Here is a 24,239-nt window from a genome sequence, read left to right as displayed (position 1 = left end):
CCTCGAACGACGGAGCCGGTCGAGCACGACACCTCGCACGCGCCGCACCGCGCGGCGCGACCATCTCTACGCCTCGGGGTCACGTCGTCCGCGTCAGCGCTCCTGGGGCGCTCGTGGGGAGGGTTCCGGACCGAAACGAGGCGTCCGCGGCGGCTCACTCGGGCGGCGTCAGCACCTCGCAGGGCAGGTTCGGCGCGCGGGCGAGGCGGACGTCGAGCGTGATGAGGTCCGCGCCGGTGCGCTCGGCGAGGGCGATGTAGGCCGCGTCGTAGATCGAGAGGGTCTCGCGCCGCGCCCACGATCCACCGGCGAGCAGCTCGTAGGGCCAGAGCTCGACGGCGAGGTCGACGAGGTCCCGATGCGCCTGCGCCGCCTGGTCGGCGGTGACGGCGGCCGCCAGCTCCTGGCGGCGCAGGACGTTGGCGACCTCGAACGGCAGGAGGTCCGGGGCGACGAGGGCCCGGCCGCGCAGCTGGCCGGCGGCCCACGTCCCTGCCGGCCCGCCGTCGAGCAGCGCCGCGACGACCGCGGAGGCGTCGCAGACGAGGCGGTCGGTCACCGGCGGTCGCGGTCGCGATCGGCGACGATCGACGCGGGATCGAGGCGCGTCCCCGTGGTCTCGACGCGCAGGCGCGCGCGGGCCAGGACGTCGTCGACCGGCGGGCGGCCGGCGGTCTCGATGAGCATGGCGCGGAGGTACTCCTGCAGCGACTGTCCGGCCCGCGCCGCTCGGGCACCGAGCTCGGCCCGGACCGGGTCGGGAACGTCGCGAATCGTTACGGCACCCATGCAGGCAAAGTAGCAGCAGTGCTGCCATCTTCGGTACGGCAGTGGTGGTCTTCTCGGGCGTGAACTCCCGGGCGATGCAGCGGGGCGCGCGGGTGGGCGTCGACGACGGCTGAGGTTGTACGTCGATGTACGGTGACGTACAGTCGAGACGTGTCCACCATCAGCGCCAGCGCCGCGCGGCAGACCCTGCCCGCCCAGCTCGACCGGGTCGAGGCCGGCGAGGAGGTGGAGATCACGCGTCATGGGCGGGTCGTGGCCGTGCTGGTGTCGCCCGAGACGCTTCGTGCGCGTCGAGCACCGGAGGCGTGGCGTCGGGCCGACGAGGTCGACGCGTTGCTGGCGCGTGCTCGTGACGCGCCGCTGCGCGCACCGGCGTTGAGCGCCGAGCGGGCGGAGGAGCTCGTCGCGGACGTCCGCGACGGCCGATCCGTGCGATGAGCGTTCGCACGGCGTTCGATGCGGACGTGCTGATCTACGCCGCCGCGGCGGGGCACCCGCTCGGTGCTCGGGTCGCGGAGCTGTTCGCCGGCGCGCCGGGAACCACGGTCGGCACCGGGTCGGTGCTGCTGCTCGCGGAGGTCCTCGCCAAGCCACTGCGCGAGGACCCGGCTTCGGCGGAGACGACCGCGCTCGTCAGCCTGCTCAGCCGACTGGAACTCCATCCGCTCGACGGCGCCACGGGGCGACTCGCCCTCGCGCTCGCCGTGGCGTACGGCCTGCGCGCTGCCGACGCCGCGCATCTGGCCAGCGCCGTGGCGGCCGGCGCCGATCGGTTCGTCACGAACAACCGGAAGGACTTCCCACGGACGATCGCCGAGATCGAGGTCGTCTATCCCGACGATCTGCCCGGGCCGCAGCAACCGTGAGACCGCGACCCGGCCGCTACCTTGGCGGCGCGGTGCTCGCGACTGACTCCCGGGCGACTGACCTCCGGGCGACGGGATACCGGCCGGGGCCTGAGGCCTCAGCGCAACGCGGCGGCGATCCGGCGCAGGCCGTCGACGATCGTCTCCGGCGCGTGGGTCGTGAACGACAGGCGCAGCGTGCGCGGGTCGGGGTCGCGGGCGTAGAACGGCGCGCCGGGCACGAACGCGACCTGCTCGTCGAGGGCGCGAGGGAGGAGCGCCGTGGCGTCCTGGCCCTCCGGCAGCCGGACCCAGAGGAACATGCCGCCGTCCGGGCGGTTGAAGACCGAGCCCTCCGGCAGCGCGTCGGGCAGCCCGGCGAGCATCGCGTCGCGTCGCTCCCGGTACACGGACCGCAGGTTCTCGAGGTGCGCGTCGAGGTCGGCGTGGGCGAGCCAGCGCGCCGTCGCGGCCTGGTCGATCGTCGAGGAGTGCAGGTCGGCGGCCTGCTTGGCGATCGTCAGCGGCTTGCGCAGCGACTCGGGCGCGCGGACCCAGCCGATCCGCAGGCCGGGCGCGGCGACCTTCGACAGCGTCGAGAGCGCCAGGACGTACGGGGCGGCGTCCGGGCGGGCCGCCAGCGGGGCCACCGGATCGCCGGCGTAGCGCAGCTCGCCGTAGGGGTCGTCCTCGACCGTCCACAGCCGATGGCGGGCGATCGCGTCGGCGAGCGCCACGCGGCGGTCCTCCGGCAGGGTGCGGCCGGTCGGGTTGTGGAACGTCGGGACGGTGTAGAGGAGCTTCGGGCGGTGCTCGGCGACGAGCGCGTCGAGGGCGTCCGGATCGAGGCCGTCCTCGTCGCAGGGCACCGGCATGGGGACCGCGCCCGCGAGCTGGAAGGCCTGGAGCGCGGCGAGGTAGGACGGCGACTCGACGAGGATCCGGTCGCCGGGCTCCAGCAGCACCGCCGCGATGAGCGTCAGGGCCTGCTGCGAGCCGCTCGTGACGAGCAGCCCGTCGGGATCGGTCGGCACGCCGCGAGCCGTCAGGCGGTCCGCGATGCGCCGGCGCAGCTCGGGATCGCCCTCGGTCGTGGAGTACTGCAGGCTGCGGCCCGCCGCGCCGTCGGCGAGCACCGCGGCGAACGCCTCGCGCAGCCCGGCGACGTCGAAGAGCTCCGGTGCCGGGAGGCCCCCGGCGAAGGACAGGACGCCCGCGCGCTCGGTCAGGGCGAGGATCTCCCGTACCGGCGAGCTCGCCACGCCGCGCAGACGCGCGGCCACGGGAGCCGTCGGGGTCTCGGGAGCGAGCATCCGCCGAGGATAGGGCTCGCGCGCGCCCGGACGCCGCCGCCCGCTCGCCCGCCGCCGGTCCGGACGTGCGTCGGCGCCCGATGAGCGCCGATCGGACGAGTTCCGAGTGCCCGTACGCCAGGACGGCGGGGAGGCGCCCAGAACCGGCGGGGCCGCATCAGGGTGCCCTACCATCGCTCGCCGTCCGGCGCCCCGGCGGCGACGGTCCTCCGCCATGTCGACGCTCGCCACCCTTCCCGTCGTCCAGTTCGTCATCGGCCTCCGCGAGGGCGTCGAGGCGTCGCTGATCGTCGGCATCATCGCCGCGTTCCTCGTCCAGCAGGGTCGGCGCGACCTGCTGCGCTACGTCTGGATCGGCGTCTCGATCGCGGTGCTCATCTGCATCGGGGTCGGCGTCGGACTCGAGATCGCCGGCGAGAACCTGCCGCAGAAGCAGCAGGAGGGCTTCGAGTCGATCGTCGCCCTCGTCGCCGTGGGGATGGTCACGACGATGATCATCTGGATGCGCAAGCACGCGCGGACGATGGCCAGCGAGCTGCGCGCCTCGACGGCCGCGGCGATCGCGACCGGATCGAGCACGGCGCTCGTCGTGATGGCGTTCTTCGCGGTCCTGCGCGAGGGCTTCGAGACCGCGGTCTTCATCGTCCCGTACTTCAGCGCCGACCTCTCGGCGGCCGGCTACTCGCGCGCCAGCGTCCTCGTCGGCGTGACCCTCGGCCTGCTGCTGGCCGCGCTGATCGGCTGGGGGATCTACCGCGGCGGCGTGCGGATCAACCTCACCCGGTTCTTCAAGATCACCGGCGCGTTCCTCGTCGTCGTCGCGGCGGGGCTCGTGGCCTCCGCCGCGCACTCCGCGTTCGAGGCGGGCTGGTACACGAGCCTCCAGCACTCGCCGCTGGACCTCTCGTCGGTGATCGAGCCCAACGCCGAGAACGTCTTCTCGAACCTCGTCACGGCGCTGCTCGGCATCCGGCCGCACCCGTCGTGGGCCGAGATCATCGGCTGGGCCGCGTACGCCGTGCCGATGCTCGCCTTCGTCCTGTGGCCCGAGCGCTGGCGTCGGGGCACGCCGGCCCAGGCCGCCGCCCCCCAGACCGCCTGACGCCCGCGCGGCGCGGCGACCGATCCCAGGAGCACCCATGCAGCGTCTCTCACGTTCCCGCCTCCTCGCGCTCGCCGCGGCCGGCGTGACGGCCACCGGCCTGGCCGCATGCGGCAGCGACGACGACACGGCCACGACGGGCGGCTCGGGCGCGGCGGCGACGACGGCCGGCGGGAGCAGCCAGCGCGTCGCGGTGACGATCGGCGACGGCGGCTGCGAGCCGGCGACGGCGAGCGTCCGGTCGGGTGCCGTGACCTTCGAGGCGAAGAACCCGTCCTCGAGCCAGGTCGACGAGTTCGAGGTCCTCAACGAGGACGGCATCATCCTCGGCGAGAAGGAGAACCTCGCGCCGGGCCTGTCCGGGAACTTCAGCCTCACGCTGCAGCCCGGCACGTACGTCATGAACTGCATCCTCGCGGCCAACGGCGAGGACGATCCGCACTACGGCAAGGCGAAGCTCACCGTCACCGGCGGATCGGTGGCCACGCCCGGCGACGCCGACGATCCGGCGCTCGCGAAGGCCGTCGAGCAGTACAAGGCCTACGTCGAGCGCGAGACGGCCGAGCTCGTCCGGGGCGTGGCGCCCTTCGTCGCCGCGCTGAAGGGCGGCGACCTGCAAGGCGCCAAGGACCAGTTCGGCCCGCTGCGCATGCACTACGAGCGGATCGAGCCGATCGCCGAGAGCTTCGGCGACCTCGACCCGCAGATCGACGCGCGCGTCAACGACGTCGCCGACAGGGCGCAGTGGACCGGCTTCCACCGGATCGAGCAGATCCTGTGGACGAAGGACACGACGAAGGGCACCGAGCGCTACGCCACGAAGCTCCAGAAGGACATCGGCGCCCTGGCCGCGCGGGTGAAGCAGGTCGAGATCCAGCCGGCGCAGCTCGCCAACGGCGCGCTCGGCCTCCTGGACGAGGTCGCCAACTCGAAGATCACCGGCGAGGAGGACCGCTACTCGCACACCGACCTCGCGGACTTCCAGGGGAACCTCGAGGGCGCGCGCAAGGCGTTCGAGCTGCTCGTCCCCGCGCTGAAGGAGCGGGGCGAGGGCGAGCTCGTCACGACGATCCAGGCGCGCTTCGCCGACGTGCAGGAGGGCCTCGACGCGTACCGTCGCAAGACCCCGCTGGGCTTCGCGCTCTACGACGAGCTGACCGACGCGGACCGCAAGCGCTTCAGCCAGCAGATCGACGCGCTGGCCGAGCCGCTCTCCCTCGTGGCCGGCAAGGTGCTGCACTAGGGCGGTGACCGACCGCGCCGCACAGCCCGCCCACGGCACCTCCCGCCGTGGCCTGACCCGACGGGGCCTCCTCGGCGTCGCCGGGGCGGTCGGCGTGGCCGGGGCCGCCGGCGCCGGGGGCTACGCGATCGCCGAGGCCAGCGACGAGGCGCCGGACCACGGCGCGACGGTCCCGTTCCACGGCGCCCACCAGGCCGGCATCGCCACGCCGGCGCAGGACCGGCTCGTCTTCGCGGCCTTCGACCTGCTGACCGACGACGTCGCGCAGGTCCGGGAGCTGTTCCAGATCTGGACGGAGGCGGCGGAGCGCCTGACCGCCGGCCAGGCCGTCGGCCCGCTGGCGCCCAGCGACGGCGAGCCGCCCGAGGACACGGGGGAGGCCCACGGGCTGCCTCCTGCGCGGCTGACGGTGACCTTCGGGATCGGCCCGTCGTTCTTCGAGCGGGACGGCGAGGACCGGCTCGGGCTCGCGCACCGGCGTCCCGCCGCGCTGCGGCGGCTCGGCGCGCTGCCGGGCGACCAGCTCGACCCCGAGCGCTCCGACGGGGACCTCTGCGTCCAGGCCTGCAGCAACGATCCGCAGGTCGCCTTCCACGCGGTGCGCAACCTCGCCCGGCTCGGGCGCGGCGTCGTCGTCCTGCGCTGGACCCAGCTCGGGTTCGGCCGCACGTCGACGACGAGCCGCAGCCAGGACACGCCGCGGAACCTCATGGGGTTCAAGGACGGCACGAACAACCTGCGGGCCGAGGAGGCCGAGCGCCTGGACCGGCACGTCTGGGTCGCACCCGACGAGCCGCAGCGCTGGATGCGGGGCGGCAGCTACCTCGTGGCCCGTCGGATCCGGATGCTCATCGAGTCCTGGGACCGCGCCGCCATCGACGAGCAGGAGCGCGTCATCGGCCGGCGGAAGATCTCCGGCGCGCCGATCGGTCGCCAGGACGAGTTCGACCCGGTCGACCTGCGCGCGCGGGGCGGGGACGGGCTGCCGCTGATCGGCGACACCGCCCACATCCGCCTCGCGTCGCCCGACACGACGAAGGGCATCGAGCTCCTGCGTCGCGGCTACTCGTTCACCGACGGCATCGACCCCCGCACGGGGCAGCTCGACGCGGGGCTCTTCTTCCTCGCCTACCAGCGCGACCCGCACCGCCAGTTCGCCGCCCTGCAGCGCCGGCTCGGCACCGCCGACGCGCTGAACGAGTACATCAAGCACACCGGCAGCGCCGTGTTCGCGATCCCGGGCGGGATCGGGCGCGGCCGGTGGCTCGCGCAGGACCTCTTCGCCTGAGCGGCGCCGGTCCCGCGCGGCCGGTCGTGCGCAGCCGGGTCCGCGGACGATCGGCGGCGCGGCGGCGGCGGGGGCCGGCCGGCGCTCGAGGATCAGCCGATCCGGAACGCCGCGCTCGGGCCGCCGGCCGTCGCGCCGCCGAGCGTCGCGCGGACGCGGTAGCGCCCGGCCGGCAGGCTGCGGCCCTTCACGCGGCCGAGGAAGGTCACCCGGGTCGTCGTGGTGCCGACGGCCTTGCGGATCGTCGTGACGCCGGTCCAGCGCCGCACGCAGGAGGCACCGCGCCGGACCTGACCCTTGGGCCGGCAGGTCCCGCCCTTGCGACGACCCATGACGGCGCGCTCGATCCGCAGCGTCACCGTCGTGGCGACGTTCGAGCGCAGGCTGATCCGGGTGCCGACGGCGGCTCGGCGGCGGGTCGCCGCCCGCAGGCGGGTGCCCGGGACGAAGCGGGCGGGGCTGACGCGCAGGCCGCGGATGGTCACGGGCGTCGTCCCGGGACCGCCGGTGCCGGGGGCGTCGCCGGTGCCGGCCGCCCCGCCGCCACCGGTCCCGCCGCCGCTCGTCGGCGGGACGAGGCCGCTGATGCGGACGATCCGCTTCGTCGTCTCCAGGCCCACCCACACGGTGGTGCTGCCCGCCGGGCCGGGGGTGAGGTAGCGCGGTCCGGAGCCGGCCGGCAGCGCGACGCTCGTCACGGTGCCGTCGTCGGCGATCCGGCTCACGCGGTCGCCGGCGAACTGCGCGGTCCAGAAGGCGCCGTCGGCGGCGTGCACGATCCCGAACGGGTCGGTGCCCGGCAGCTCGGTGAAGGCCGGCGTCCCACCGGGCGTCAGGCGTCCGACGACGTGGGGGTTCGCCGTCGGGTCGGTGAAGGCCACGCGACCGTCCGGGGCCGCGGCGATCCCCTGCGGGCCGCCGCCGCTGCGCGAGGACGCGAACGACGGCGAGCTGCCGTCGGCCTGCAGGTGCACGACCCGCTCGTTGCCGAAGTCCGCGATCCACGGTCCGCCGTCGGCGCCCAGCGCGATCGAGCGCGCGCTCATGCCGGGCACGGTGGTCGCCGTGGCCGTCGCGGGCGCCGCGGACGGGATCCGCAGGACCTTGTCGCCCGACGCGGACCAGAGCACGCCGTCGCGGCCGGCCACGATCTCGCGCGGGTCGACGATCGACGGCAGGGGCGTCGCGGTCGTCGTCCCCGCCGGATCGGCGGCGGCGAAGCGCGCCACGCCGCCGGACTGCGTCACCCAGAGGGCGCCGTCCGGGCCGCTGGCGATGCCGACGGGGCTCGTGACGCCGGGCAGGTCGAACGTCGTGACGGTGCCGTCGGGGGTGACGCGCGCGACGTCGTCGGCGCCGCCGATCGTGGCCCAGACGTTGCCGTCGGGGCCGGCGGCGAGCCGCACGGGCTGCTCGGGGAGGGCGAAGTCGCCGTCGACGGACGGGGCGGCGCCGGCGACGGCGGGCAGGCCGAGGGCGAGCGACGCCGTCGCGGCGGCCAGCGGCAGGGCGCGGCGGGGGGAGCGGAAGGAGGCGCGGTGGACCATGGCGACATCGTCGTCGCCCGGCGGGCGGCCGACCGTGACCGATGACGCGTCCAGGGGGCGTCGTCGGTCGCGCGGGCGGGGCTCGTCCGGGGGCCCGCGCGACTATCCTCGCCCGCCGATGCCTGCGCCGCGCCGACGCCGTCCCCGTCCGAAGGTCGTCGAGACCCCCGTCGAGCAGCGCCCGGGCGAGACGCTCATCTGGACCGACGGGGCCTGCAAGGGCAACCCGGGACCGGGCGGGTGGGCGGCGATCGTCGTGCCGCCGGCCGAGGAGGGCGGCACGCCCGTCGAGCTCTCCGGCGGCGACCCGGACACGACGAACAACCGGATGGAGTACACCGGGGTCCTCGAGGGGCTGCGCTCGCTGCCCGACGGCAGCACCGTCTGCATCGTCACCGACTCGCAGCTCGTGCTGAACTCGATGACGCAGTGGCTCGCGGGCTGGAAGCGCAAGGGCTGGAAGACGGCGTCCGGCTCGCCGGTGAAGAACCAGGACCTCGTCCAGGCCCTCGACGCCGAGATCGGGCGCCACGCCGCGGTTCGCTGGCACTGGGTCCGCGGCCACGAGACCGGGTCCGAGCACGCGCACAAGGCGCTGAACGACCGCGCCGACCAGCTCGCCGTCGCGGCCGCCGCGGAGGCCGCGCGGCGCTGACGGCGGCGCGGCGGCCGCCGCCCCGGGCGACGATCGTCCCGGGGACGGGCTTGCCGTCCCGCCGCCGAGGTCCGCGCGTGCGGGCCGTCCGTCAGGCGTCGGGGTCCGCGGGTGCGGGCCGTCCGTCAGGGGCCGGGGTCCGCGCCCCAGGCGACGATCGTCCCCGACCGGCCGCGCACCGCGAGCGCGCCGAGCGACGTCAGGCCGTCGCGGCGCGCCAGCCGCGCCTGGGTGGCGTCGCTCAGCAGGATCGGGTGGGGATGGTCCTTCGTCATCCCCTCGAGCCGCGCGGCGACGTTCGCCGGGTCGCCGATCGCCGTGTACTCCATCCGCCGCTGCGAGCCGACGTTGCCGACCATGACGAGGCCCGACGCGATCCCGACGCCCATCCGCAGGTCCGTCTCCAGCCCGTCGGCGGCGAGCTCGGCGAGGACCCCGCGCAGCGCGGGCCCCGTCATCTCGCGCGCCGCGGCCAGCGCCCGGTCGGCGTGGTCCTCCTGGGCCAGCGGCGCGCCGAACACCGCCATCAGGCCGTCGCCGCGGAACCCGACCATCGTGCCGCCGTGGTGGTCGACCGCGTCGCTCATCGCGGCGAGGAACCGGTTGAGCACGGCGATCCCCTCCTCGGGGTCCAGCCGCTCGAGCAGGGCCGTGGAGCCCCGCAGGTCGCAGAAGAGCACGCTCGCGTCGGTCCGCATCCCGCCCAGGCGCACGTCGCGGCCCGTCTCGGCGAGCACGTCGTCGACGACGTCGGCGGCGACGAACCGGGCGAAGACCTCGCGGGTGCGCTGTCGTCCGGCGGCCTCGAACGCCGTCGAGATCGCCAGCGCCGTCAGCGTGCCGAGGCCGAGCGCGAGCGCCGGGGTCGCCACGTCGACGACGCGATCGGCGAGGAACGCCCCGTAGGCCACGACCCCCAGGAGCAGCGCCGCTGCCGCGGCGGCGAGGACGGTGCTCACCGGCCCGCGGCGACGAGCGACGAGCGGCGCCGCGAGTGCCGCCAGCAGGGTCAGCAGCACGTTCCACGCCCCACCGGCGTCGCGGATCGGGTCGCCGCGCAGCGTCGTCGCGATCGCGTTGGCCAGGAGCTCCGGTCCGGGCATCGCGGCGTCGGTCGCGGTGGCGTGGATGTCGCCCAGCGACGGGGCCGTCGCGCCGACGACGACGATCCGCCCGCGCAGCCGCGCGGCCGGGACGCGGCCCTTCGCCACGTCGACGAGCGAGTACCGGGGGAACGACCCGCTCGGACCGACGAGGTCGACCCAGCGCCCGGACCCGTCGGCTGCGGTGGCACGACGCCCGGTCGCGAGCTCCGCGGCGACGACCGGGAACGCGACGAGGCCGTCGCGCGCGGTGCGGAAGCGGCGGACGACGCCGTCGTCGTCGCGATCCACGCCGGTGTGCCCGACGCGCACGCCGAGGTCGCGCTGCATCGACGGGCCGCCGAGGACCGCGGTCGCGCCGTCGCGGTCGGTCTCCGTCGCCGCGAGCACGATCCGCGGCGCCGCGTCGACGGCGTCCAGCAGCGCCTCGTCGTCTCGAGCGCTCGGGGACGGCTCGGTGAACTGGACGTCGTAGGCGACGACCCGCGCCCCCGCGGCGACGAGGCGGTCGATCACGCGGGCGTGCCACCGCCGCGGCAGCGGATACTCGTCGATCTCGCCGAGGCTCTTCGTGTCCATCCCGACGACGGCGATCGGCACCGGGCCGATTCGGTCGCGATCCTCGCCACGCAGCTGGAAGCGGGCGTCGACCGTCGTGCGCTCGGCGCTGGCCAGCCCGCCGAGGAGGTCGGCGGTGAACGCGAGCGCCGCGCTCAGGACCGCCGCGGCGACGAGGACGGCGGTCCGGGAGCGCAGCGCCGCCCGCGCGCGCCGGCCGCCGGGCGCCCGGCTCACCGGCGGGGGCGGCGCACGACGTAGCGCCCGCCCTTGCGGACCACGACGTCGCGACCGGTCACGAGGTTGCGCACCGTCACCGACCCGTCGCGGACCTTCACGACGGACGAGCCCGCGCACGTGTCCTCGACGCCCCAGTGGGTGCCGCGCACGGTGGCGGCCGCCCGGGTGCCGCGGATCCGGTAGCGGCCCTTGCCGTTGCCCCAGAGACGACGGCCCCGCCGCTTGGCCTTCTTCTTCGCGTGGACGAGCCCGCGCGCGTCGGCGCGGCCGGCCGGGGCGCAGTTCTCGCGCCGACCGACCATCGTCGCGGTGACGAGGCCGTCGCGGGCCGTGGTCGACTGCTCGAAGGTGAAGATCCCGTCGCGGAACTCGGCGGTCTTCGTCAGCGGACTGCCGGCGCCGACGGCGCTCGTCAGCCGGACGCGCCCGGCGCGCGCGTCGATCCGGGAGCCGACGGGGAAGAGGGCGCCGACGTCGGGCAGCGTGCGGTACACCTTGGCGCCCGGCAGGCGGACCTTCACCGTGCCCGACAGCGGCTCGAGGTTCACGCTGCGGCCCGCGACGGGCTCCGGCAGCGGCGTGACGCGGCCGACGCGGTCGGCACCGCGGGTGTACCAGAGCGCGTCGCCGAGCCGGACGATGCCGTCGGAGGCACCGGACCCGGCGCTCGGCAGGCCGTAGCGCGACACGGCGCCCTGCACGGTGATCCGGCCGATCGAGTTGCGCGCGGCGGCGAGCTCGGTGAACCACAGCGCCCCGTCGGGACCGGAGGCGAGGGCCCCCGGCTGCGTCTCGGTGCCCGGCAGCGACAGCTCCGTCACGACGCCGAAGGTCGTGATCTGCGCGATCTTGCGCCTCGCGCGCTCGGTGAACCAGATCTCGCCGTCCGGGCCGAGGGCGATGCCCCGCGGGTCGGCGCCGGCGCTCGGGATGGCGTAGTGCGTGATGAGGCCGTCGGGCGCGAGCCGGCCGACGGCGTTCGCGCGCGGCTCGAGGAACCAGAGGCTCCCGTCGCGCCCGGTGACGATCTCGGTCGGGCCGCGGTCGCCGGACAGCGGGTACTGCCGGTACGCCGCGCCGCCGTCGACCTCCTCGACACGGACCACGAGGTTCGCGTCGGGCATCGTGAACCACGCGGCCCCGTCCGGCCCGCGCGTGATGCCCGAGGTCGCGCCGGCCGCCGGCGCGGCGAACCGGCGCACGGCCCCGTCGGCGGTGATCCGTCCGATGCCGCCGGCGGCATCGGTGAACCAGAGCCGGCCGCCGGCGTCGGTGGCGATCCGGTGCGGGACGGTCGGCGTGGGGGGCGGTGGCGGCTCGGTCGTCGTGGTGGTCGTGGGGGCGGGCGTCGTGGTCTGCGTCGGGACGGTCGTCGTGCCCGTCGTCGTCGGCGGCGCGATCTGGCGCGCGGTCGAGAGCTGCTCGCGCGCGGAGAACAGGGTCGTCGTGCCGGACGTCGTCGTGCGGCCGATCTGCGCCGTCCCGGCCGCGGCGAACCAGAGCGCGCCGTCGGGGCCGGCGGTGATGCCCGCCGGACGCGTGGGGACGCCGTCGACCGGGGGGACGACGAACTCGCGGACGGCGGCCGCGCCGGCGGGCGCCGCGAGGGCGCCGAGGCCGAGGAGGGCCAGCAGCGTCGAGCGCCCGAGGGCGCGGACGGGGGAGGGCGGTGCGCAGGACACGACCGGAGCCTCCCGGGCGGGACGGGGGCGAAGGAGGCGATCGGTCACCGGTCGAGCGTGACCTGGGTCGCGTTCGGGGCGGCGCACGGCTCAGCCCTCGGCGCGGCGCCGCACCGCGGCGACGTCGTGGCAGACGACGGACCGCCGGGCCGTGGTGACCCAGCCGAGCTCGCGCATCTGCTGCAGCGCGCGGCTCGTCGCCTCGCGAGAGGCCCCCACCCAGCCGGCGAGATCCTCCTGCGTCAGCGGCAGGTCGATCCGCAGGCCGCCGTCGTCGTCCTCGACGCCGAACCGCTCGCAGAGCTCGATGATCCGGGCCGAGAGCCGGCCGACGACGTCGTGCGCGGCGTGCTCGACGCGCTTGCGGTCGGCGTCGCGCAGGCGCTCGTTGAGGTTGCGCATGACGTACAGCGCCGCGTCGGGCACCGTCGTGACGTAGCTCAGGAAGTCGTCGGGCGCGATCGCGAGCGCCTCGACGGCATCGAGCGCGACGATCGACGCGGAGCGGACGGCCCCGTCGATCGCCGACTGCTCGCCGACGAGGTCGCCGGGGCCGCGGACGGCCAGCAGCACGTCGCGTCCCTCGGGCGTCACGCGCGTGAGCTTCACGTGCCCGTCGAGCAGGACGAGGACGCGGTCGCCGAGCTGGTTGGCGTGGGCGATGGCGCTGCCGCGGGCGAACCGCCGGACGACCGCGCGCCGGCGCAGCTCGCGCTGATCGTCCTCGCCGAGGACGTCGAGGAAGGTCGACACGGTCGCGGCTGACCGCGCGGGTGCTCGCTCTCCGCTCGCCACGGGCCAGCAGCCTACTCCCGGAGGCGGCGCCCGGCGAGTCGCGTTCCCGGTGGGCGCGGACGGCGTCCACCGTCGTCCCGGGCCGGTGCGGACGGGGTGGTGCCGGTGCACGCCGCGACGGCGGAGGAGCGACGACCCGCCAGCGGTCCGCCGGAGCGGGTACCGTGCGGGCGCATGCCGATCGTCCACGTGCGCGCCCTGCCGTCTCATGAGCCGGTCGATGTCCGGACGGTCATCGAGGGCCTCGGCGAGGACATCGCCGCGGCGACCGGCATCCCGCTCGATCGGATCTCGATCGCGTGGACCTGGCTCCAGCCGGGCCACTACGTCACCGGCGGCGTCGCGGGCGCGACGCTCGACGAGCTGCAGCACCCCGTCCTCGTGGACGTCCAGATCCCGGACCTCCACCCGCAGGAGCGGATCGAGCGGCTGCTCCTCGCCACGGCCGAGTCGCTCGCGCGCCGCGTCGGCGTCGCCCGCGAGAACGTCCGCGCCACGGCCACGACCGTGCGCAGCGGGCAGGTCCTCTCGCAGGGCCGCATCGAGCGCTGGTAGGACCACCAGGCAGGCGGGCGCCCGCCGGTTGACAGGCGCCGCCGCGGGCGCGAGCGTCGGGGGCGCCGTCGTCGACCGACCTCCGTGCGCCTCCATGACCCCGAGCTTCCCCAGCACCATCTCCGACCTCGTCCGCCGGAGCGCGGCGCGCGTGCCCGATCGGGTCGCGCTGCACGCCGGCCCGCGGTCGTGGACGTACCGCGCCCTCGACGAGGCCGTGAGCCGGGTCGCGGCGCGCCTGCTGGGGCTCGGCCTCGTGAAGGGCGACCGCGTCGCCGGCTACGGCCGCAACTCCGACGCGTACGTCCTGCTCTTCCTCGGCTGCGCCCGGGCGGGCCTCGTCCACGTCCCGGTGAACTACAACGTCGCCGGCGAGGAGCTGCGCTACCTCGTCGGGCAGCCCGAGTGCGCCGCGGTCTTCGTCGACCCGTCGCTCTCCGGGCAGGTCGACGCGATCGCCGACGGGCTGCCCGCGGTGCGCCATCGCGGCACGCTGCGCGACGGGGACGGCGGCGGCGCCGGGGACGTCCTCGCGTGGGCGACCGCGGAGGGCCCGGTGCCCGCGGTCGTCGCCGACGTGCGCGACGCGGACCTCGCGCAGCTGCTGTTCACCTCCGGCACGACGTCCGCGCCGAAGGGCGCGATGATGACCCACCGCGCGCTCGTGCACGAGTACGTGAGCTGCATCGTCGCCCTCGACCTCGATGAGCGCGACGTCCCCGTCCACGCGCTGCCGCTCTACCACTCGGCGCAGATGCACGTGTTCCTCGTGCCGTACCTCGCGCTCGGCGCGACCGCGCACCTCGTCGAGGCGCCGGACCCGGCGGACCTGCTGGAGCGCGTCGAGCGCGACGGGATCACGAGCCTCTTCGCGCCGCCGACGGTGTGGATCGCGCTCGGCGAGCATCCCGACTTCCGCACGCGCGACCTCGGCACGCTCACGAAGGCCTACTACGGGGCGTCGATCATGCCCGTGCCGGTGCTGCAGCGGCTGCGGGAGGCGCTGCCCGGCGTCGGCTTCTACAACGCGTTCGGCCAGTCGGAGATCGGGCCGCTCGCGACGGTCCTGCGGCCGGAGGAGCACGACGCCCGCCCGGACGCCGCCGGGCGGCCGGTGCTCTTCGTCGAGCTGCGCGTCGTCGACGAGGAGGGCCGCGACGTCGCCGACGGCGAGCTGGGGGAGTGCATCTACCGCTCGCCGCAGCTCTGCACCGGCTACTGGGGCAAGCCGGAGGCGACCGCGGAGGCGTTCCGCGACGGCTGGTTCCGCTCCGGCGACCTCGTCCGGCGCGACGCCGAGGGCTACGTCTTCGTCGTCGACCGGGTGAAGGACGTCATCAACACCGGCGGGGTCCTCGTCGCCTCGCGCGAGGTCGAGGAGGCGCTCTACACGCACCCCGCCGTCGCCGAGGTCGCGGTGATCGCGACCCCGCACGAGCGCTGGATCGAGGCGATCACCGCCGTCGTGGTCCTGCGCGAGGGCGCGGCGCCGGACGCGCTGATCGCCCACGCGAAGGAGCACCTGGCGCCGTTCAAGGTGCCGAAGGCCGTCCACGTCGTCGACGTGCTGCCGAAGAACCCGTCGGGCAAGCTGCTGAAGCGCGAGCTGCGCGAGCGGTTCTCCGGCGACGGGTCGGCCGTGGCGCGCTGAGCGGGAGCGGGCGCCGGTGCCCCCGTCGCGCGAGCGGCGTGCAGATCGCCGCCGACGCCGACGGCCGGGCGCGGCCCGCGGCCTACGCCTCCGCCACGTGCCGGTAGACGAGGGTCTCCTCGTCCTGGGCGCCCTCGACGGCGTAGAGGTAGGCGTCCTCGACGCCCTCCGGCCGCTCGACGTGCAGGCGCGCGAAGAACTCCTCGCCCGGTGCCGGCACCTGCACGAACGGCAGGCGGTGGGCGAGCAGGTGCGTCTCGCCGTGGAGCGGGCCGCCGACGAAGCGGGCGTTGATCGGCTCGGGCGTGATCATCGTGCCCGGGATGGTGCCGGGTCCGGCGGCGCGCCGTCCTCCGCCGTCCCGCGGGCCTCGTGGCGGTCGCGCAGGCGACGGGTCAGCCGGGCGGCGCCGGTGACGTCGATCTCGACCGCGCCGAGCGCGACCGCCTGGAAGCGCAGGTCCTCCGGCAGGTCGTAGTGGTCCTTCCACGGCCGGCCGGGCGTCGTCTGCAGCCACGCGCGCGGCAGCCCGAGCAGCGCCGCGAAGGCGAAGAGCTCCTCCGGATCGTCGGCGCGCAGATGGCACCAGCGGCGCCCGCGCCAGGGCCAGATCGCGGGGTCGACGTAGACGGTCACGGGACGGGACGGGCCGGCGACGCTGGGGGACCCACCCTCACGGGAAGTGTCCAGCATCGGCCCGGAAGTTCAAGCGGATGCCTCACGCAACCCGGGCGACGCACGGCGTAGGGTCGCGCCGTCCCGGGTCGCGGCGCCGCGGCCGCCCACGTTCCCAGGAGCGCTCATGATGAGCACCGCACCAGCGGGCCCCGACGTGAACGACGCACGTCGCTGGCTCGTCCTCGCCCTCGTCGGCGTCGCCCAGCTCACGGTCGTCCTCGACGCGACGATCGTGAACATCGCGCTGCCGTCGGCCCAGACCGACCTCGGCTTCGACGACGACAACCGGCAGTGGGTCGTCACCGCGTACGCGCTGGCGTTCGGCTCGCTGCTGCTGCTCGGCGGCCGGATCGGCGACCTGTTCGGCCGCAAGCAGGCGTTCGTCGTCGGCCTCGTGGGCTTCGCCGCGGCGTCCGCGCTCGGCGGCGCGGCCGGGAGCTTCGGCGTGCTCGTCGCGGCTCGCGCGCTGCAGGGCGTCTTCGGTGCGCTGCTGGCGCCCGCCGCGCTGGCGATCCTCTCGGTGACGTTCACCGACCCGGCGGAGCGCGGCAAGGCGTTCGGCATCTACGGCGCGATCGCCGGCGTCGGCGCGGGGATCGGCCTGCTGCTGGGCGGCATCCTCACCGACGCGCTCTCCTGGCGCTGGTGCCTGTACGTGAACCTCCTCTTCGCGATCCCGGTCGCGGTCGCGTCGGTGTCGATCATCCGCGCGCACCACCGCGACCGGACCGCAGGCGGGCACCGTCGCGGGATCGACCTGCCGGGCGCGCTCACGGCGACGGTCGGCCTCTTCGCGCTCGTCTTCGGCGTCTCGAACGCGGAGACGAACGGCTGGGGCGACACGCTGACGATCGTCGCGCTCGTGATCGCGCCGATCGTGCTGTCGGCGTTCGTGCTCGTCGAGCGCCGCGCGGCGGAGCCGCTGCTGCCCCTTCGGGTGGTCCTGGATCCGGCGCGCGGCGGCTCGTACTTCGCGATCGCGGTCTTCGGGATCGTGCTCTTCGGCGTCTTCCTGTTCCTGACGTACTTCCTGCAGCAGAACCTCCGCTACACGCCGACGGAGGCGGGCCTCGCGTTCATGCCGATGAACCTCACGATCATCGTCGTATCGGGCCTGACGGCCGGGGTCCTGCTGCCGCGGTTCGGCCCGCGGCCGCTGATCATCGGCGGCCTCGTCCTGGCGGCGATCGGCGCGGCGTGGTTCGCGCTGCGGATCGACGGTGACGCGGGGTACGCCGGCGCGGTGCTCCCCGGCCTGCTCGTCATCGGGGTCGGCGGCGGCTTCCTCTTCCCGACGACGTTCTCGACCGCGACCCTCGGGGTGCAGGAGCGCGACACCGGCGTCGCGTCGGCGATGCTGAACACCGCCCAGCAGGTCGGCGGCTCGATCGGCATCGCGCTGCTCTCGACGCTGTTCGCCAGCGCGGTCGACGGCTACGCCGCAGACCATCCGGGCCCGGCCGTCGGGGCCGAGAGCGTCCTGCACGGCTACACGACGGTGTTCTGGTGGGCCGCGGGCCTGACCTTCCTCGGGGCGGTCGTCGCGGCCGTGCTCGTGCGCACGAGCCGGGAGGAGCTCGCCTCCGCCCCGCCGGTCGAGGGCGCGGGAGCGGGAGCGCACTGACCGTCGCGGTCGGCCGTCCGCCGGCGCGCGCGGACGGCCACCGGGCCTGCGGCGTCGTCGTCCCGCGACGGCCGGGCGGCCCGACGGCGGCGGCCGGTCCCCCGATCAGACGAGCAGCTCGCCGGCCCGCCAGGCGAACCCGCGACCCACCAGGTGGTCGCGCAGGGCGAGCAGCGCGAGGTCCTTCGCCTTCGCCTCGAGCATCACGTCGACGTCGCGCGCGCCGAGCGGTCCGCGCAGCAGCTCCTCGAATCCGATCGGGTCGATCGTGTCGGCGTGGGCGCGCAGCTGGGGCAGGACGGGCGTGCGCTCGACGCGCCGGCCGACCTTGCGCTCCTTCTCGCCCAGCACGGTGCGGGGCGAGCTGTAGTGGATCTTCGGCCGGACGTCGTCCGGCCACGTGTCGAGGGCCAGCGGCAGCGCCTCGGCGACGGTCAGGCCCTCGGGGTCGTGGCAGTGATGGTGCAGCACGTCGAAGACGACGGGACGGTCGATCGCCCGCGCGAGCGGCAGCACGTCGACGAGTCCGAAGGTCCGGTCGTCGTTCTCGATCACGAGCCGCCGGCGCGCCGCGTCGGAGAGCAGCCCGAAGCCCTCCTCGAACCGCCCGCGCGCCGCGTCGGCGCCACCGGCCGCCCCGCCGACGTGCAGCACGACGACGGCCTCGGGCCCGAGCCCCATCGCGTCGAAGAGCGCTCCCTGGACCTCGAGCTCGGCCGCCGCGGCGCGCTGCGTCTCGGGGTTCTCGGAGTTCAGGACGGTGTACTGGCCCGGGTGGCTCGAGAGCCGGATGCCGAGCTCGGCCACCCGTTCCCCGATCGCCGCGAGCTCGTCGGCGCACTCCCCGACCTGCCCGTGGAACTCCGGATGGCCCGGGAGGGTCGCGTAGGGCGCCAGCTGCGTCGGCAGCCGGTACATCCGGACGTCGTCCCGCTCGAGTCGCTCGAGGATCGCGCCGAGCAGCTCCAGCGAGTGGCGCAGGTGCGGTCCGGACTGCCACCGACGGGTGTCGTGCGACGGCAGGCCGCCGTCGCCGAGGACCTTGACGGCGAAGCCGAGGCGGTGCGCGGTGGGCACCGGTCAGCCGCGGGCGGGGTCGAGGGTCGTCCTCATGGGGCTGCGCTACCCGGCGGCGCGCGCCGCGAACCGGCTTCCGGTCGGCGGGAATCCGGTTCGTCGGTCGGATGGTGTCCCGCGGCGGGCGGGAACGAGGAAGGCCCGCCGTAGCGGGCCTTCTCGGGATGCCGGAGGAGGGACTCGAACCCCCGACACGCGGATTATGATTCCGCTGCTCTAACCGACTGAGCTACTCCGGCGGGGGCGGTGGAGCATAGCGTCCCGCACGCCGGCGCGGCCGGTCGGGGCGCTGGGCGTGGACACCGGGCCGGCCGACGGTCGACGGGCGCGCCCGAGGCGTCAGGATCCGGGGCGTGGACCGGCCCGCGCAGATCCCGACCGACGCCGCCGACCCGCGCCTGCTGCTCGCGGTGCCGAACGTCAGCGAGGGCCGCCTGCGGCCCGTCGTCGACGCGGTCGGCGCGGCGTACGCCTCCGGCGGAGCGCGGGTGCTCGACGTGCACGTCGATCCGGACCACCACCGCAGCGTCCACACGCTCGCCGGGACGCCGGGCACGCTCGCGGACGCCGTCGCCGCCGGGGCGGCGGAGGCGCTCGCGCGGATCGACCTCGCCACCGCGCGCGGGATCCACCCGCACGTCGGCGCGCTCGATGTCGCGCCGATCGTCTTCCTCGACGACGCCCGTCGGGGCGCGGCGATCCTCGAGGCGCTCGTCCTCGGCGACCGGCTCGGCGCGCTCGGGCTGCCGGTCTTCCTCTACGGGCTGCTCGGCGACGGGCGTACCCGCGCGGAGGTCCGGCGCGGTGGACCGGGGGCGCTGGCCCGGCGCCTCGCGGCAGGCGAGCTGCGCCCCGACTTCGGTCCCGCACGGCTGCACCCGACGGCGGGGGCGGTCCTCGTCGGTGCGCGCCCGCCGCTGCTGGCCTTCAACGTGGAGCTCGCCGCACCGGCGACGGTCGACGACGCGCGGCGGATCGCCGCGGCGGTCCGCGAGGGCGGCGCCGACGGCCTGCCCGGCGTCCGCGCGATCGGGCTCGAGCTGCGGCACCCCGAGGGGCTGGCGGCCGGCCGCGGGGCAGCGGCCGAGGACCCGGGGCCCGCCGCCGGTGCCGACGCGGATTCCGGGGCGCGGACCGCGAGTCCGTCGCGAACGGGGAACCGCGACACGCCGAGGGCCACGGACGAGGGCACCGGCTCGGCGACGGACGAGCCCGCGATCGAGCGGGCCCAGCTCGCCGAGACGGCGGCGCGCACCCCGGTGCCGGTCGACGGGCCGGCCCCGATCGCCCAGGTCTCCTGCAACGTGGAGGACCACCGCGCCGTGCCGCTCGCACGGCTCGTCGCCGCGGTCGCGGCGCACGCGCCGGTGGCGGCGTGCGAGGTCGTCGGCCTGCCGCCGCGGGCGGCCTTCGCCGGATTCCCCGACGACCTGCCCGTCCGCGGCCGGCGGATCCTCGAGGACGTCCTCGCGGACTGATCGCCACTGCCGGGCCGAGCGACGGCGCCCGCGCAGCGGCCACGCCATCTCGGTCGACGCGTCCGTGCGGTCCGGCCCCCGCTCTCCGCGACCGGCCCCCCGCCGAAGCCGGTACGGCACCTCGCCGATCCACCGAAGCTGGCCCGGCGGCGCCCCAGCGAAGCTGGCGCGGCGGCGCACCCACCGACGCGGACGCGGCGGCGCCACGCCGCAGCGTCGCGAGAGGGCGCCGCGGCCCGGGCGCCCGGCGCGCGACGCTCGGCCGGGTCCCTCAGCGGGCGACCGGCCGCCCGCGCAGCGCGGCCGTCTCCGGCCGGACGGGCGCCGGCAGCGCCGGGCCGGCGGTGCCGACGATCGACTCGCCGGCGATCGTGCGCCGCATGAGGCTGCGGACGAGCGCCGGGTCCCCGTCGCTGGCGGCGAGCGCCCACATGAGCTTCACCGTCGCCGTCGACGTCAGGACGCCGGGCAGGAACCCGATCCCGGCGCTCGTCAGCGTCGGCAGCGACGGGTACGGCGCGTCGCCGGCGTCCGGGGTCGCGGGCACCGTGCCGACGACGATCCCGCCGCGCTCGGTGACGAAGCGCGCGAAGCGCTCGAGCGAGGTGTCGTCGTCGCCGGTCGGCCCGGTCGCGCAGGGGTACAGCTCGGTCACGACGCCGTGCAGCCCTCCGGCGACGTACGCCGCCTCCATCGCGGTGAACGGCAGCCCGGGGTGGACGCGCAGCTCGAGCACCCGCGCGTCGAACCGTGCGGCCACCGGGACGTCCTCCGGGGGCCGCGGGCGCGGCCAGGGACGCAGGCGCACGACGCGACCGCTGCGGACGATCGCGACCGGTCCGCCGTTGGGGGAGACGAACGCCGTGCCGGCCGCGCGCTCCTTGCGCACGCGCGTGCCGAGGTGGACGAGCGCGTCGCCGCCCGGGATCCCCGCGAAGATGAGGTAGACGCCGCCGGGCAGCTCGCGCAGCGCCGTCATCGCCGCCCCGACGTTCGTGCGCGCGTCGCTGGCGGCGGCGTCGGGCGGCAGGTTGCTGCCGGTCAGGACGATCGGGACGTCGAGGTCCGCCAGGCCGAAGGAGAGCGCCGCGGCGGCATAGCTCATCGTGTCGGAGCCGTGGAGGATGCAGATCGCCTCCACCCCGCCGGCGACCATCGCGCGGCAGGCGCCCGCGATCGCCGACCAGTCGTCGGGGCGCGCCTCCTCTGAGTGCTTCTCGATCGGCCGCCGGACCGTCAGCTGGTGGGGACCGAACTCCGCCAGCGGGCCGGCGAGCCAGCTCGGCAGGCCGCCGGCGTCCGGGCCGCGCACGAGCCGCACGACCTCCGCCTCGCCGGCGCTGGTCGAGCCGATCGTGCCTCCCGTGAGGACCAGGCCGAGGCGAGTGCGAGCCATCCGCGTCCAGGGTACGGGTCGCGTCGATCGCTCCCCGCACGACGGCCACCGCTCGTCCGGGCGGCGCCGGACTCGCGGGGCGGTGGCGCCGGTACCCTTGGCGGGCGCATGGCACGTCAGACGAAGCGCCGGACCAAGCACCGCGGCAACGCCGCCGGGATGATCGAGCGGCACGGGACCACGGGCCCGCGCGCGTCCTCGGCGTCAGGACGTGGCGGCAAGCGCCAGCCGGCCGATCCGCGGATGCGCCCGCCCACGTGGCGCAGCGCCTTCATCCGCGCGCTCGTCGCCGCCGGGATCTTCGTCGTCGTGATGCTCGTCCTCGGCGGCAGCCCGCTGTCGATCGTCATCACCGGCGTCGTGCTCGTCGGCATGTACACGCCGTTCGGCTTCTACGCCGATCGCTTCTTCTACCGTCGCCGGATCGCCAAGCTCGGCGGCCAGCCCACGAGCCGGAGGTAGCCCCGTGGACGTCCGCATGTTCACCCTGGGCATGATCCAGGAGAACGCCTTCCTCGTCCGTCGCCCCGAGGCGCGCGAGGCCGTGATCGTCGACCCGGGCGACGAGGCGCCGAAGCTCCTCGCGGCGTTCGAGGAGCTCGGCGTGACGCTCGCCGGCATCCTCGTCACGCACGCGCACTTCGACCACATCGGCGCGGTGGCCGACCTGCACGACGCCACCGGCGCCGAGGTCTGGTGCCCCGAGGGCGAGCTGGAGATCCTGCGCGACCCGAACGCCGTCATGCGGTGGGAGGGCTTCGGCCCGTTCCGCGGCTACGAGGCCGAGCACCCGGTGAAGGGCGGGGACGTCGTGTCGCTGGCCGGCTTCGACTTCCAGGTCGTCTCCACGCCGGGCCACAGCCCCGACCACGTCACGTACGCGCTGCCCGACGAGGGCGCGCTGTTCTCCGGCGACGTCCTCTTCCAGGGCTCGGTCGGCCGGACGGACCTGCCGGGCGCCGATCACGCGACGCTCATGCGCTCGATCGCCGGCCTGCTGGAGCGCTTCGACGACGCGACCGCCGTCTACCCGGGCCACATGGGCCCGACGACGCTCGGCCAGGAGCGGCGCACGAACCCGTTCCTGCTCGACCTGCAGGGCGCGTGAGCGAGCCGCTCCGCGCGCTGCGCGGCACCCACGACGTCCCGCCGGACGAGGCGGAGAAGCGCCAGCTGCTGGAGCAGATCGCCCGCCAGCGGTTCGAGGGCGCGGGGTACCGGCGGATCGAGACGCCGATCTTCGAGTCCACCGAGCTCTTCCACCGCGGCGTCGGCGCCTCGACCGACGTCGTGCAGAAGGAGACCTACACCTTCACCGACCGCGGCGAGCGCTCCGTGACGCTGCGGCCGGAGGGCACCGCCGGCGTGGCCCGCGCGTACCTCGAGCACGGCATGCACAAGCTGCCGCAGCCGGTGCGGCTCTGGTATTGGGGGCCGTTCTTCCGCTACGAGCGCGCGCAGGCCGGTCGCCAGCGCCAGTTCTGGCAGTTCGGGGCCGAGGCCCTGGGCAGCGACGACCCGGCCCTCGACGCCGAGTCGATCGTCCTGCAGCACCGGATCGTCGGTGCGTTCCTCGACCAGGCGGCGGCGGACCCGGTCCGCCGCCGCGCCGTCGCCGGCGAGCTGGAGAGCGAGGACCTGGGCGCCGCGCTCGAGCAGGCGACGGCCGCCGGGCCCGCGCGCACCCTGCGCCTGCGGCTGGGGTCGCTCGGGTCGATCGAGAGCCGTGCGGCCTACCGCGAGCGGCTGACGGCGTTCCTGCGCGCCCACGAGGATCGGCTGAGCGCCGAGGTCGTCGCCCGGATCGACCTCAACCCCCTGCGCGCCTTCGACAGCGACGACGCGGCGACGCGCGAGGTCATGCGCGACGCGCCGCTGCTGCTGGACCACCTGTCGCCGGAGGACGCCGAGCACTTCGCCGAGGTGCGCGCGCTGCTGGACGACGCCGGCATCGCCTACGAGGTCGACCCGACCCTCGTCCGCGGCCTGGACTACTACAGCCGCACGGTCTTCGAGCTCACGAGCGACGCGCTCGGCGCCCAGTCCGGCGTCGGTGGCGGCGGCCGCTACGACGGCCTGCTGGAGCAGCTCGGCGGCCCGGCGACGCCCGCCGTCGGATGGGCGTCCGGGATCGAGCGGCTGCTGCTCGTCGCGGGCGAGGACTTCGACCCCGCGGCGCTCCGGCGCCCGGCAGCGTACGTCATCTGGGCCGACGGGCGCCGTCGGGAGGCGTTCGCGCTGGCGCGCGCGCTCTCCGATCGCGGCTACGGCGCGCAGCTCGATCTCGCCGGTCGCGGCTTCAAGGGCCAGCGCCGCCGTGCCGATCGCGCGAACCCGCGCTACCTCGTGACCGTCGCCGACGACGGCGCCGTCACCGTCCGCGATCGCGACGGTGGCGTCGAGGAGCAGGTCGCCGACGCGGACGCGGCCCTCGCGCGCCTGGACCGGTGGTCCGGGCCGGACGACGAGCCCACGCCGGAGTAGCCGCGCCGCCGGCGAGGCGCCCCGGCCACGACCGGTGCCGGGGCGACCGCGGAACGTTCCGGGAGATCGCCCTGACGGGGGCCAGCCGCGGAACGTTCCGGGAGATCGCCCCTGACGGGGGCCGGCCGCGGAACGT

24 protein-coding genes and 1 tRNA gene are annotated in these 24,239 nt (G+C 75.8%); 13 read left to right on the top strand and 12 right to left on the bottom strand.

Annotated elements, in window-relative coordinates; translation table 11 throughout:
• Nucleotides 1-154: 154 nt before the first annotated feature.
• Together SK069_RS19045 and SK069_RS19040 are read right to left on the bottom strand one after the other, a co-directional pair.
• Nucleotides 155-559, bottom strand: a complete 405-nt coding sequence (locus SK069_RS19045) for a type II toxin-antitoxin system VapC family toxin (protein WP_319955849.1) — start codon at nt 557-559, stop codon at nt 155-157.
• A complete protein-coding gene (locus SK069_RS19040) occupies nt 556-789 on the bottom strand; it encodes a FitA-like ribbon-helix-helix domain-containing protein (protein ID WP_319955848.1) in 234 nt (77 codons plus the stop codon). The genes SK069_RS19045 and SK069_RS19040 overlap by 4 nt, the downstream gene beginning before the upstream one ends.
• Nucleotides 790-939: 150 nt before the next feature.
• On the opposite strand from SK069_RS19040, the gene SK069_RS19035 reads away from it, so the two are divergent.
• Both SK069_RS19035 and SK069_RS19030 read left to right on the top strand, forming a co-directional pair.
• Nucleotides 940-1,227: a type II toxin-antitoxin system Phd/YefM family antitoxin gene (locus SK069_RS19035; protein WP_319955847.1), complete on the top strand. Its 288-nt coding sequence runs from the start codon at nt 940-942 to the stop codon at nt 1,225-1,227.
• Between the two features lie 26 nt (nt 1,228-1,253).
• On the top strand, nt 1,254-1,655 hold the full coding sequence (locus SK069_RS19030; RefSeq protein ID WP_319955846.1) for a type II toxin-antitoxin system VapC family toxin: 402 nt from the start codon (nt 1,254-1,256) through the stop codon (nt 1,653-1,655).
• A 98-nt stretch (nt 1,656-1,753) separates the two neighbouring features.
• Here SK069_RS19030 and SK069_RS19025 read toward each other — a convergent pair whose 3' ends face one another.
• Nucleotides 1,754-2,947 (bottom strand): aminotransferase-like domain-containing protein, encoded by a 1,194-nt coding sequence (locus tag SK069_RS19025; RefSeq protein ID WP_319955845.1) that lies wholly within the window; start codon nt 2,945-2,947, stop codon nt 1,754-1,756.
• A gap of 214 nt (nt 2,948-3,161) precedes the next feature.
• Between SK069_RS19025 and efeU the strand changes: the two genes are divergently transcribed.
• Genes efeU through efeB form a run of 3 tightly spaced genes read left to right on the top strand, consistent with a single transcriptional unit; the run spans nt 3,162 to nt 6,580 of the window.
• Nucleotides 3,162-4,049: an iron uptake transporter permease EfeU gene (gene efeU / locus SK069_RS19020; protein WP_319955844.1), complete on the top strand. Its 888-nt coding sequence runs from the start codon at nt 3,162-3,164 to the stop codon at nt 4,047-4,049.
• Nucleotides 4,050-4,086: 37 nt separating this feature from the next.
• Nucleotides 4,087-5,292 carry an iron uptake system protein EfeO gene (efeO, locus tag SK069_RS19015; RefSeq protein WP_319955843.1) on the top strand — a complete coding sequence of 402 codons (1,206 nt, stop codon included), beginning with the start codon at nt 4,087-4,089 and terminating at the stop codon, nt 5,290-5,292.
• Between the two features lie 4 nt (nt 5,293-5,296).
• Complete coding sequence (gene efeB / locus SK069_RS19010) at nt 5,297-6,580, top strand: iron uptake transporter deferrochelatase/peroxidase subunit (RefSeq protein ID WP_319955842.1); 1,284 nt, start codon at nt 5,297-5,299, stop codon at nt 6,578-6,580.
• Nucleotides 6,581-6,672: 92 nt separating this feature from the next.
• On the opposite strand, the gene SK069_RS19005 is transcribed toward efeB, so the two are convergent.
• A complete protein-coding gene (locus tag SK069_RS19005) occupies nt 6,673-8,127 on the bottom strand; it encodes a Vgb family protein (RefSeq protein WP_319955841.1) in 1,455 nt (484 codons plus the stop codon).
• Between the two features lie 118 nt (nt 8,128-8,245).
• Between SK069_RS19005 and SK069_RS19000 the strand changes: the two genes are divergently transcribed.
• Nucleotides 8,246-8,782 carry a ribonuclease H family protein gene (locus SK069_RS19000; RefSeq protein WP_319955840.1) on the top strand — a complete coding sequence of 179 codons (537 nt, stop codon included), beginning with the start codon at nt 8,246-8,248 and terminating at the stop codon, nt 8,780-8,782.
• Nucleotides 8,783-8,907: 125 nt separating this feature from the next.
• On the opposite strand, the gene SK069_RS18995 is transcribed toward SK069_RS19000, so the two are convergent.
• The 3 genes from SK069_RS18995 to SK069_RS18985 form a co-directional block, all read right to left on the bottom strand.
• Nucleotides 8,908-10,680 (bottom strand): CHASE2 domain-containing protein, encoded by a 1,773-nt coding sequence (locus SK069_RS18995; RefSeq protein ID WP_319955839.1) that lies wholly within the window; start codon nt 10,678-10,680, stop codon nt 8,908-8,910.
• Nucleotides 10,677-12,365 (bottom strand): virginiamycin B lyase family protein, encoded by a 1,689-nt coding sequence (locus tag SK069_RS18990; RefSeq protein WP_319955838.1) that lies wholly within the window; start codon nt 12,363-12,365, stop codon nt 10,677-10,679. The genes SK069_RS18995 and SK069_RS18990 overlap by 4 nt, the downstream gene beginning before the upstream one ends.
• A 90-nt stretch (nt 12,366-12,455) precedes the next feature.
• Entirely contained in the window at nt 12,456-13,118 is a 663-nt protein-coding gene (locus SK069_RS18985) for a Crp/Fnr family transcriptional regulator (protein ID WP_319955837.1), read from the bottom strand.
• 216 nt (nt 13,119-13,334) lie between these two features.
• On the opposite strand from SK069_RS18985, the gene SK069_RS18980 reads away from it, so the two are divergent.
• Both SK069_RS18980 and SK069_RS18975 read left to right on the top strand, forming a co-directional pair.
• Nucleotides 13,335-13,715 carry a tautomerase family protein gene (locus SK069_RS18980; RefSeq protein ID WP_319955836.1) on the top strand — a complete coding sequence of 127 codons (381 nt, stop codon included), beginning with the start codon at nt 13,335-13,337 and terminating at the stop codon, nt 13,713-13,715.
• Between the two features lie 94 nt (nt 13,716-13,809).
• Nucleotides 13,810-15,366, top strand: a complete 1,557-nt coding sequence (locus SK069_RS18975) for an acyl-CoA synthetase (RefSeq protein WP_319955835.1) — start codon at nt 13,810-13,812, stop codon at nt 15,364-15,366.
• Between the two features lie 82 nt (nt 15,367-15,448).
• Here the strand turns inward: SK069_RS18975 and SK069_RS18970 are convergent, their stop codons facing one another.
• Complete coding sequence (locus SK069_RS18970; protein ID WP_319955834.1) at nt 15,449-15,679, bottom strand: hypothetical protein; 231 nt, start codon at nt 15,677-15,679, stop codon at nt 15,449-15,451.
• Complete coding sequence (locus SK069_RS18965; RefSeq protein ID WP_319955833.1) at nt 15,676-16,002, bottom strand: DUF4031 domain-containing protein; 327 nt, start codon at nt 16,000-16,002, stop codon at nt 15,676-15,678. Before SK069_RS18965 ends, SK069_RS18970 begins: the two co-directional genes overlap by 4 nt.
• Nucleotides 16,003-16,171: 169 nt before the next feature.
• Between SK069_RS18965 and SK069_RS18960 the strand changes: the two genes are divergently transcribed.
• The gene (locus SK069_RS18960; RefSeq protein WP_319955832.1) at nt 16,172-17,668 is read left to right on the top strand and encodes an MFS transporter; all 1,497 of its coding nucleotides are present in this window, start codon (nt 16,172-16,174) and stop codon (nt 17,666-17,668) included.
• Between the two features lie 105 nt (nt 17,669-17,773).
• On the opposite strand, the gene SK069_RS18955 is transcribed toward SK069_RS18960, so the two are convergent.
• Nucleotides 17,774-18,745: a hypothetical protein gene (locus SK069_RS18955; protein WP_319955831.1), complete on the bottom strand. Its 972-nt coding sequence runs from the start codon at nt 18,743-18,745 to the stop codon at nt 17,774-17,776.
• 165 nt (nt 18,746-18,910) lie between these two features.
• Nucleotides 18,911-18,984, bottom strand: a tRNA-Met gene (locus tag SK069_RS18950).
• Between the two features lie 114 nt (nt 18,985-19,098).
• On the opposite strand from SK069_RS18950, the gene SK069_RS18945 reads away from it, so the two are divergent.
• Nucleotides 19,099-20,223 carry a hypothetical protein gene (locus SK069_RS18945; RefSeq protein WP_319955830.1) on the top strand — a complete coding sequence of 375 codons (1,125 nt, stop codon included), beginning with the start codon at nt 19,099-19,101 and terminating at the stop codon, nt 20,221-20,223.
• Nucleotides 20,224-20,494: 271 nt separating this feature from the next.
• Here the strand turns inward: SK069_RS18945 and SK069_RS18940 are convergent, their stop codons facing one another.
• Nucleotides 20,495-21,619 carry an asparaginase gene (locus tag SK069_RS18940; protein WP_319955829.1) on the bottom strand — a complete coding sequence of 375 codons (1,125 nt, stop codon included), beginning with the start codon at nt 21,617-21,619 and terminating at the stop codon, nt 20,495-20,497.
• A 108-nt stretch (nt 21,620-21,727) separates the two neighbouring features.
• On the opposite strand from SK069_RS18940, the gene SK069_RS18935 reads away from it, so the two are divergent.
• Genes SK069_RS18935 through hisS form a run of 3 tightly spaced genes read left to right on the top strand, consistent with a single transcriptional unit; the run spans nt 21,728 to nt 24,103 of the window.
• The gene (locus SK069_RS18935) at nt 21,728-22,081 is read left to right on the top strand and encodes a hypothetical protein (RefSeq protein WP_319955828.1); all 354 of its coding nucleotides are present in this window, start codon (nt 21,728-21,730) and stop codon (nt 22,079-22,081) included.
• Nucleotides 22,082-22,085: 4 nt separating this feature from the next.
• Nucleotides 22,086-22,727, top strand: coding sequence for an MBL fold metallo-hydrolase (locus SK069_RS18930; protein WP_319955827.1), 642 nt, complete (start codon nt 22,086-22,088; stop codon nt 22,725-22,727).
• Nucleotides 22,724-24,103 carry a histidine--tRNA ligase gene (gene hisS / locus SK069_RS18925; RefSeq protein ID WP_319955826.1) on the top strand — a complete coding sequence of 460 codons (1,380 nt, stop codon included), beginning with the start codon at nt 22,724-22,726 and terminating at the stop codon, nt 24,101-24,103. The genes SK069_RS18930 and hisS overlap by 4 nt, the downstream gene beginning before the upstream one ends.
• Nucleotides 24,104-24,239 lie beyond the last annotated feature (136 nt).

It is taken from the genome of Patulibacter brassicae (assembly GCF_033949425.1).
Taxonomy (GTDB): domain Bacteria; phylum Actinomycetota; class Thermoleophilia; order Solirubrobacterales; family Solirubrobacteraceae; genus Patulibacter; species Patulibacter brassicae.
The sequence above is the reverse complement of the archived record's forward strand: the minus strand, read 5'-3'. Positions and strand labels throughout refer to the sequence as shown.

Coding starts and splice junctions, on each gene's coding strand:
- SK069_RS19040 (WP_319955848.1), bottom strand. CDS start 789: ATGGGTGCCGTAACGATTCGCGACGTTCCCGACCCGGTCCGGGCCGAG.
- SK069_RS19025 (WP_319955845.1), bottom strand. CDS start 2,947: ATGCTCGCTCCCGAGACCCCGACGGCTCCCGTGGCCGCGCGTCTGCGC.
- efeU (WP_319955844.1), top strand. CDS start 3,162: ATGTCGACGCTCGCCACCCTTCCCGTCGTCCAGTTCGTCATCGGCCTC.
- efeO (WP_319955843.1), top strand. CDS start 4,087: ATGCAGCGTCTCTCACGTTCCCGCCTCCTCGCGCTCGCCGCGGCCGGC.
- SK069_RS19005 (WP_319955841.1), bottom strand. CDS start 8,127: ATGGTCCACCGCGCCTCCTTCCGCTCCCCCCGCCGCGCCCTGCCGCTG.
- SK069_RS19000 (WP_319955840.1), top strand. CDS start 8,246: ATGCCTGCGCCGCGCCGACGCCGTCCCCGTCCGAAGGTCGTCGAGACC.
- SK069_RS18980 (WP_319955836.1), top strand. CDS start 13,335: ATGCCGATCGTCCACGTGCGCGCCCTGCCGTCTCATGAGCCGGTCGAT.
- SK069_RS18975 (WP_319955835.1), top strand. CDS start 13,810: ATGACCCCGAGCTTCCCCAGCACCATCTCCGACCTCGTCCGCCGGAGC.
- SK069_RS18970 (WP_319955834.1), bottom strand. CDS start 15,679: ATGATCACGCCCGAGCCGATCAACGCCCGCTTCGTCGGCGGCCCGCTC.
- SK069_RS18960 (WP_319955832.1), top strand. CDS start 16,172: ATGAGCACCGCACCAGCGGGCCCCGACGTGAACGACGCACGTCGCTGG.
- SK069_RS18940 (WP_319955829.1), bottom strand. CDS start 21,619: ATGGCTCGCACTCGCCTCGGCCTGGTCCTCACGGGAGGCACGATCGGC.
- SK069_RS18935 (WP_319955828.1), top strand. CDS start 21,728: ATGGCACGTCAGACGAAGCGCCGGACCAAGCACCGCGGCAACGCCGCC.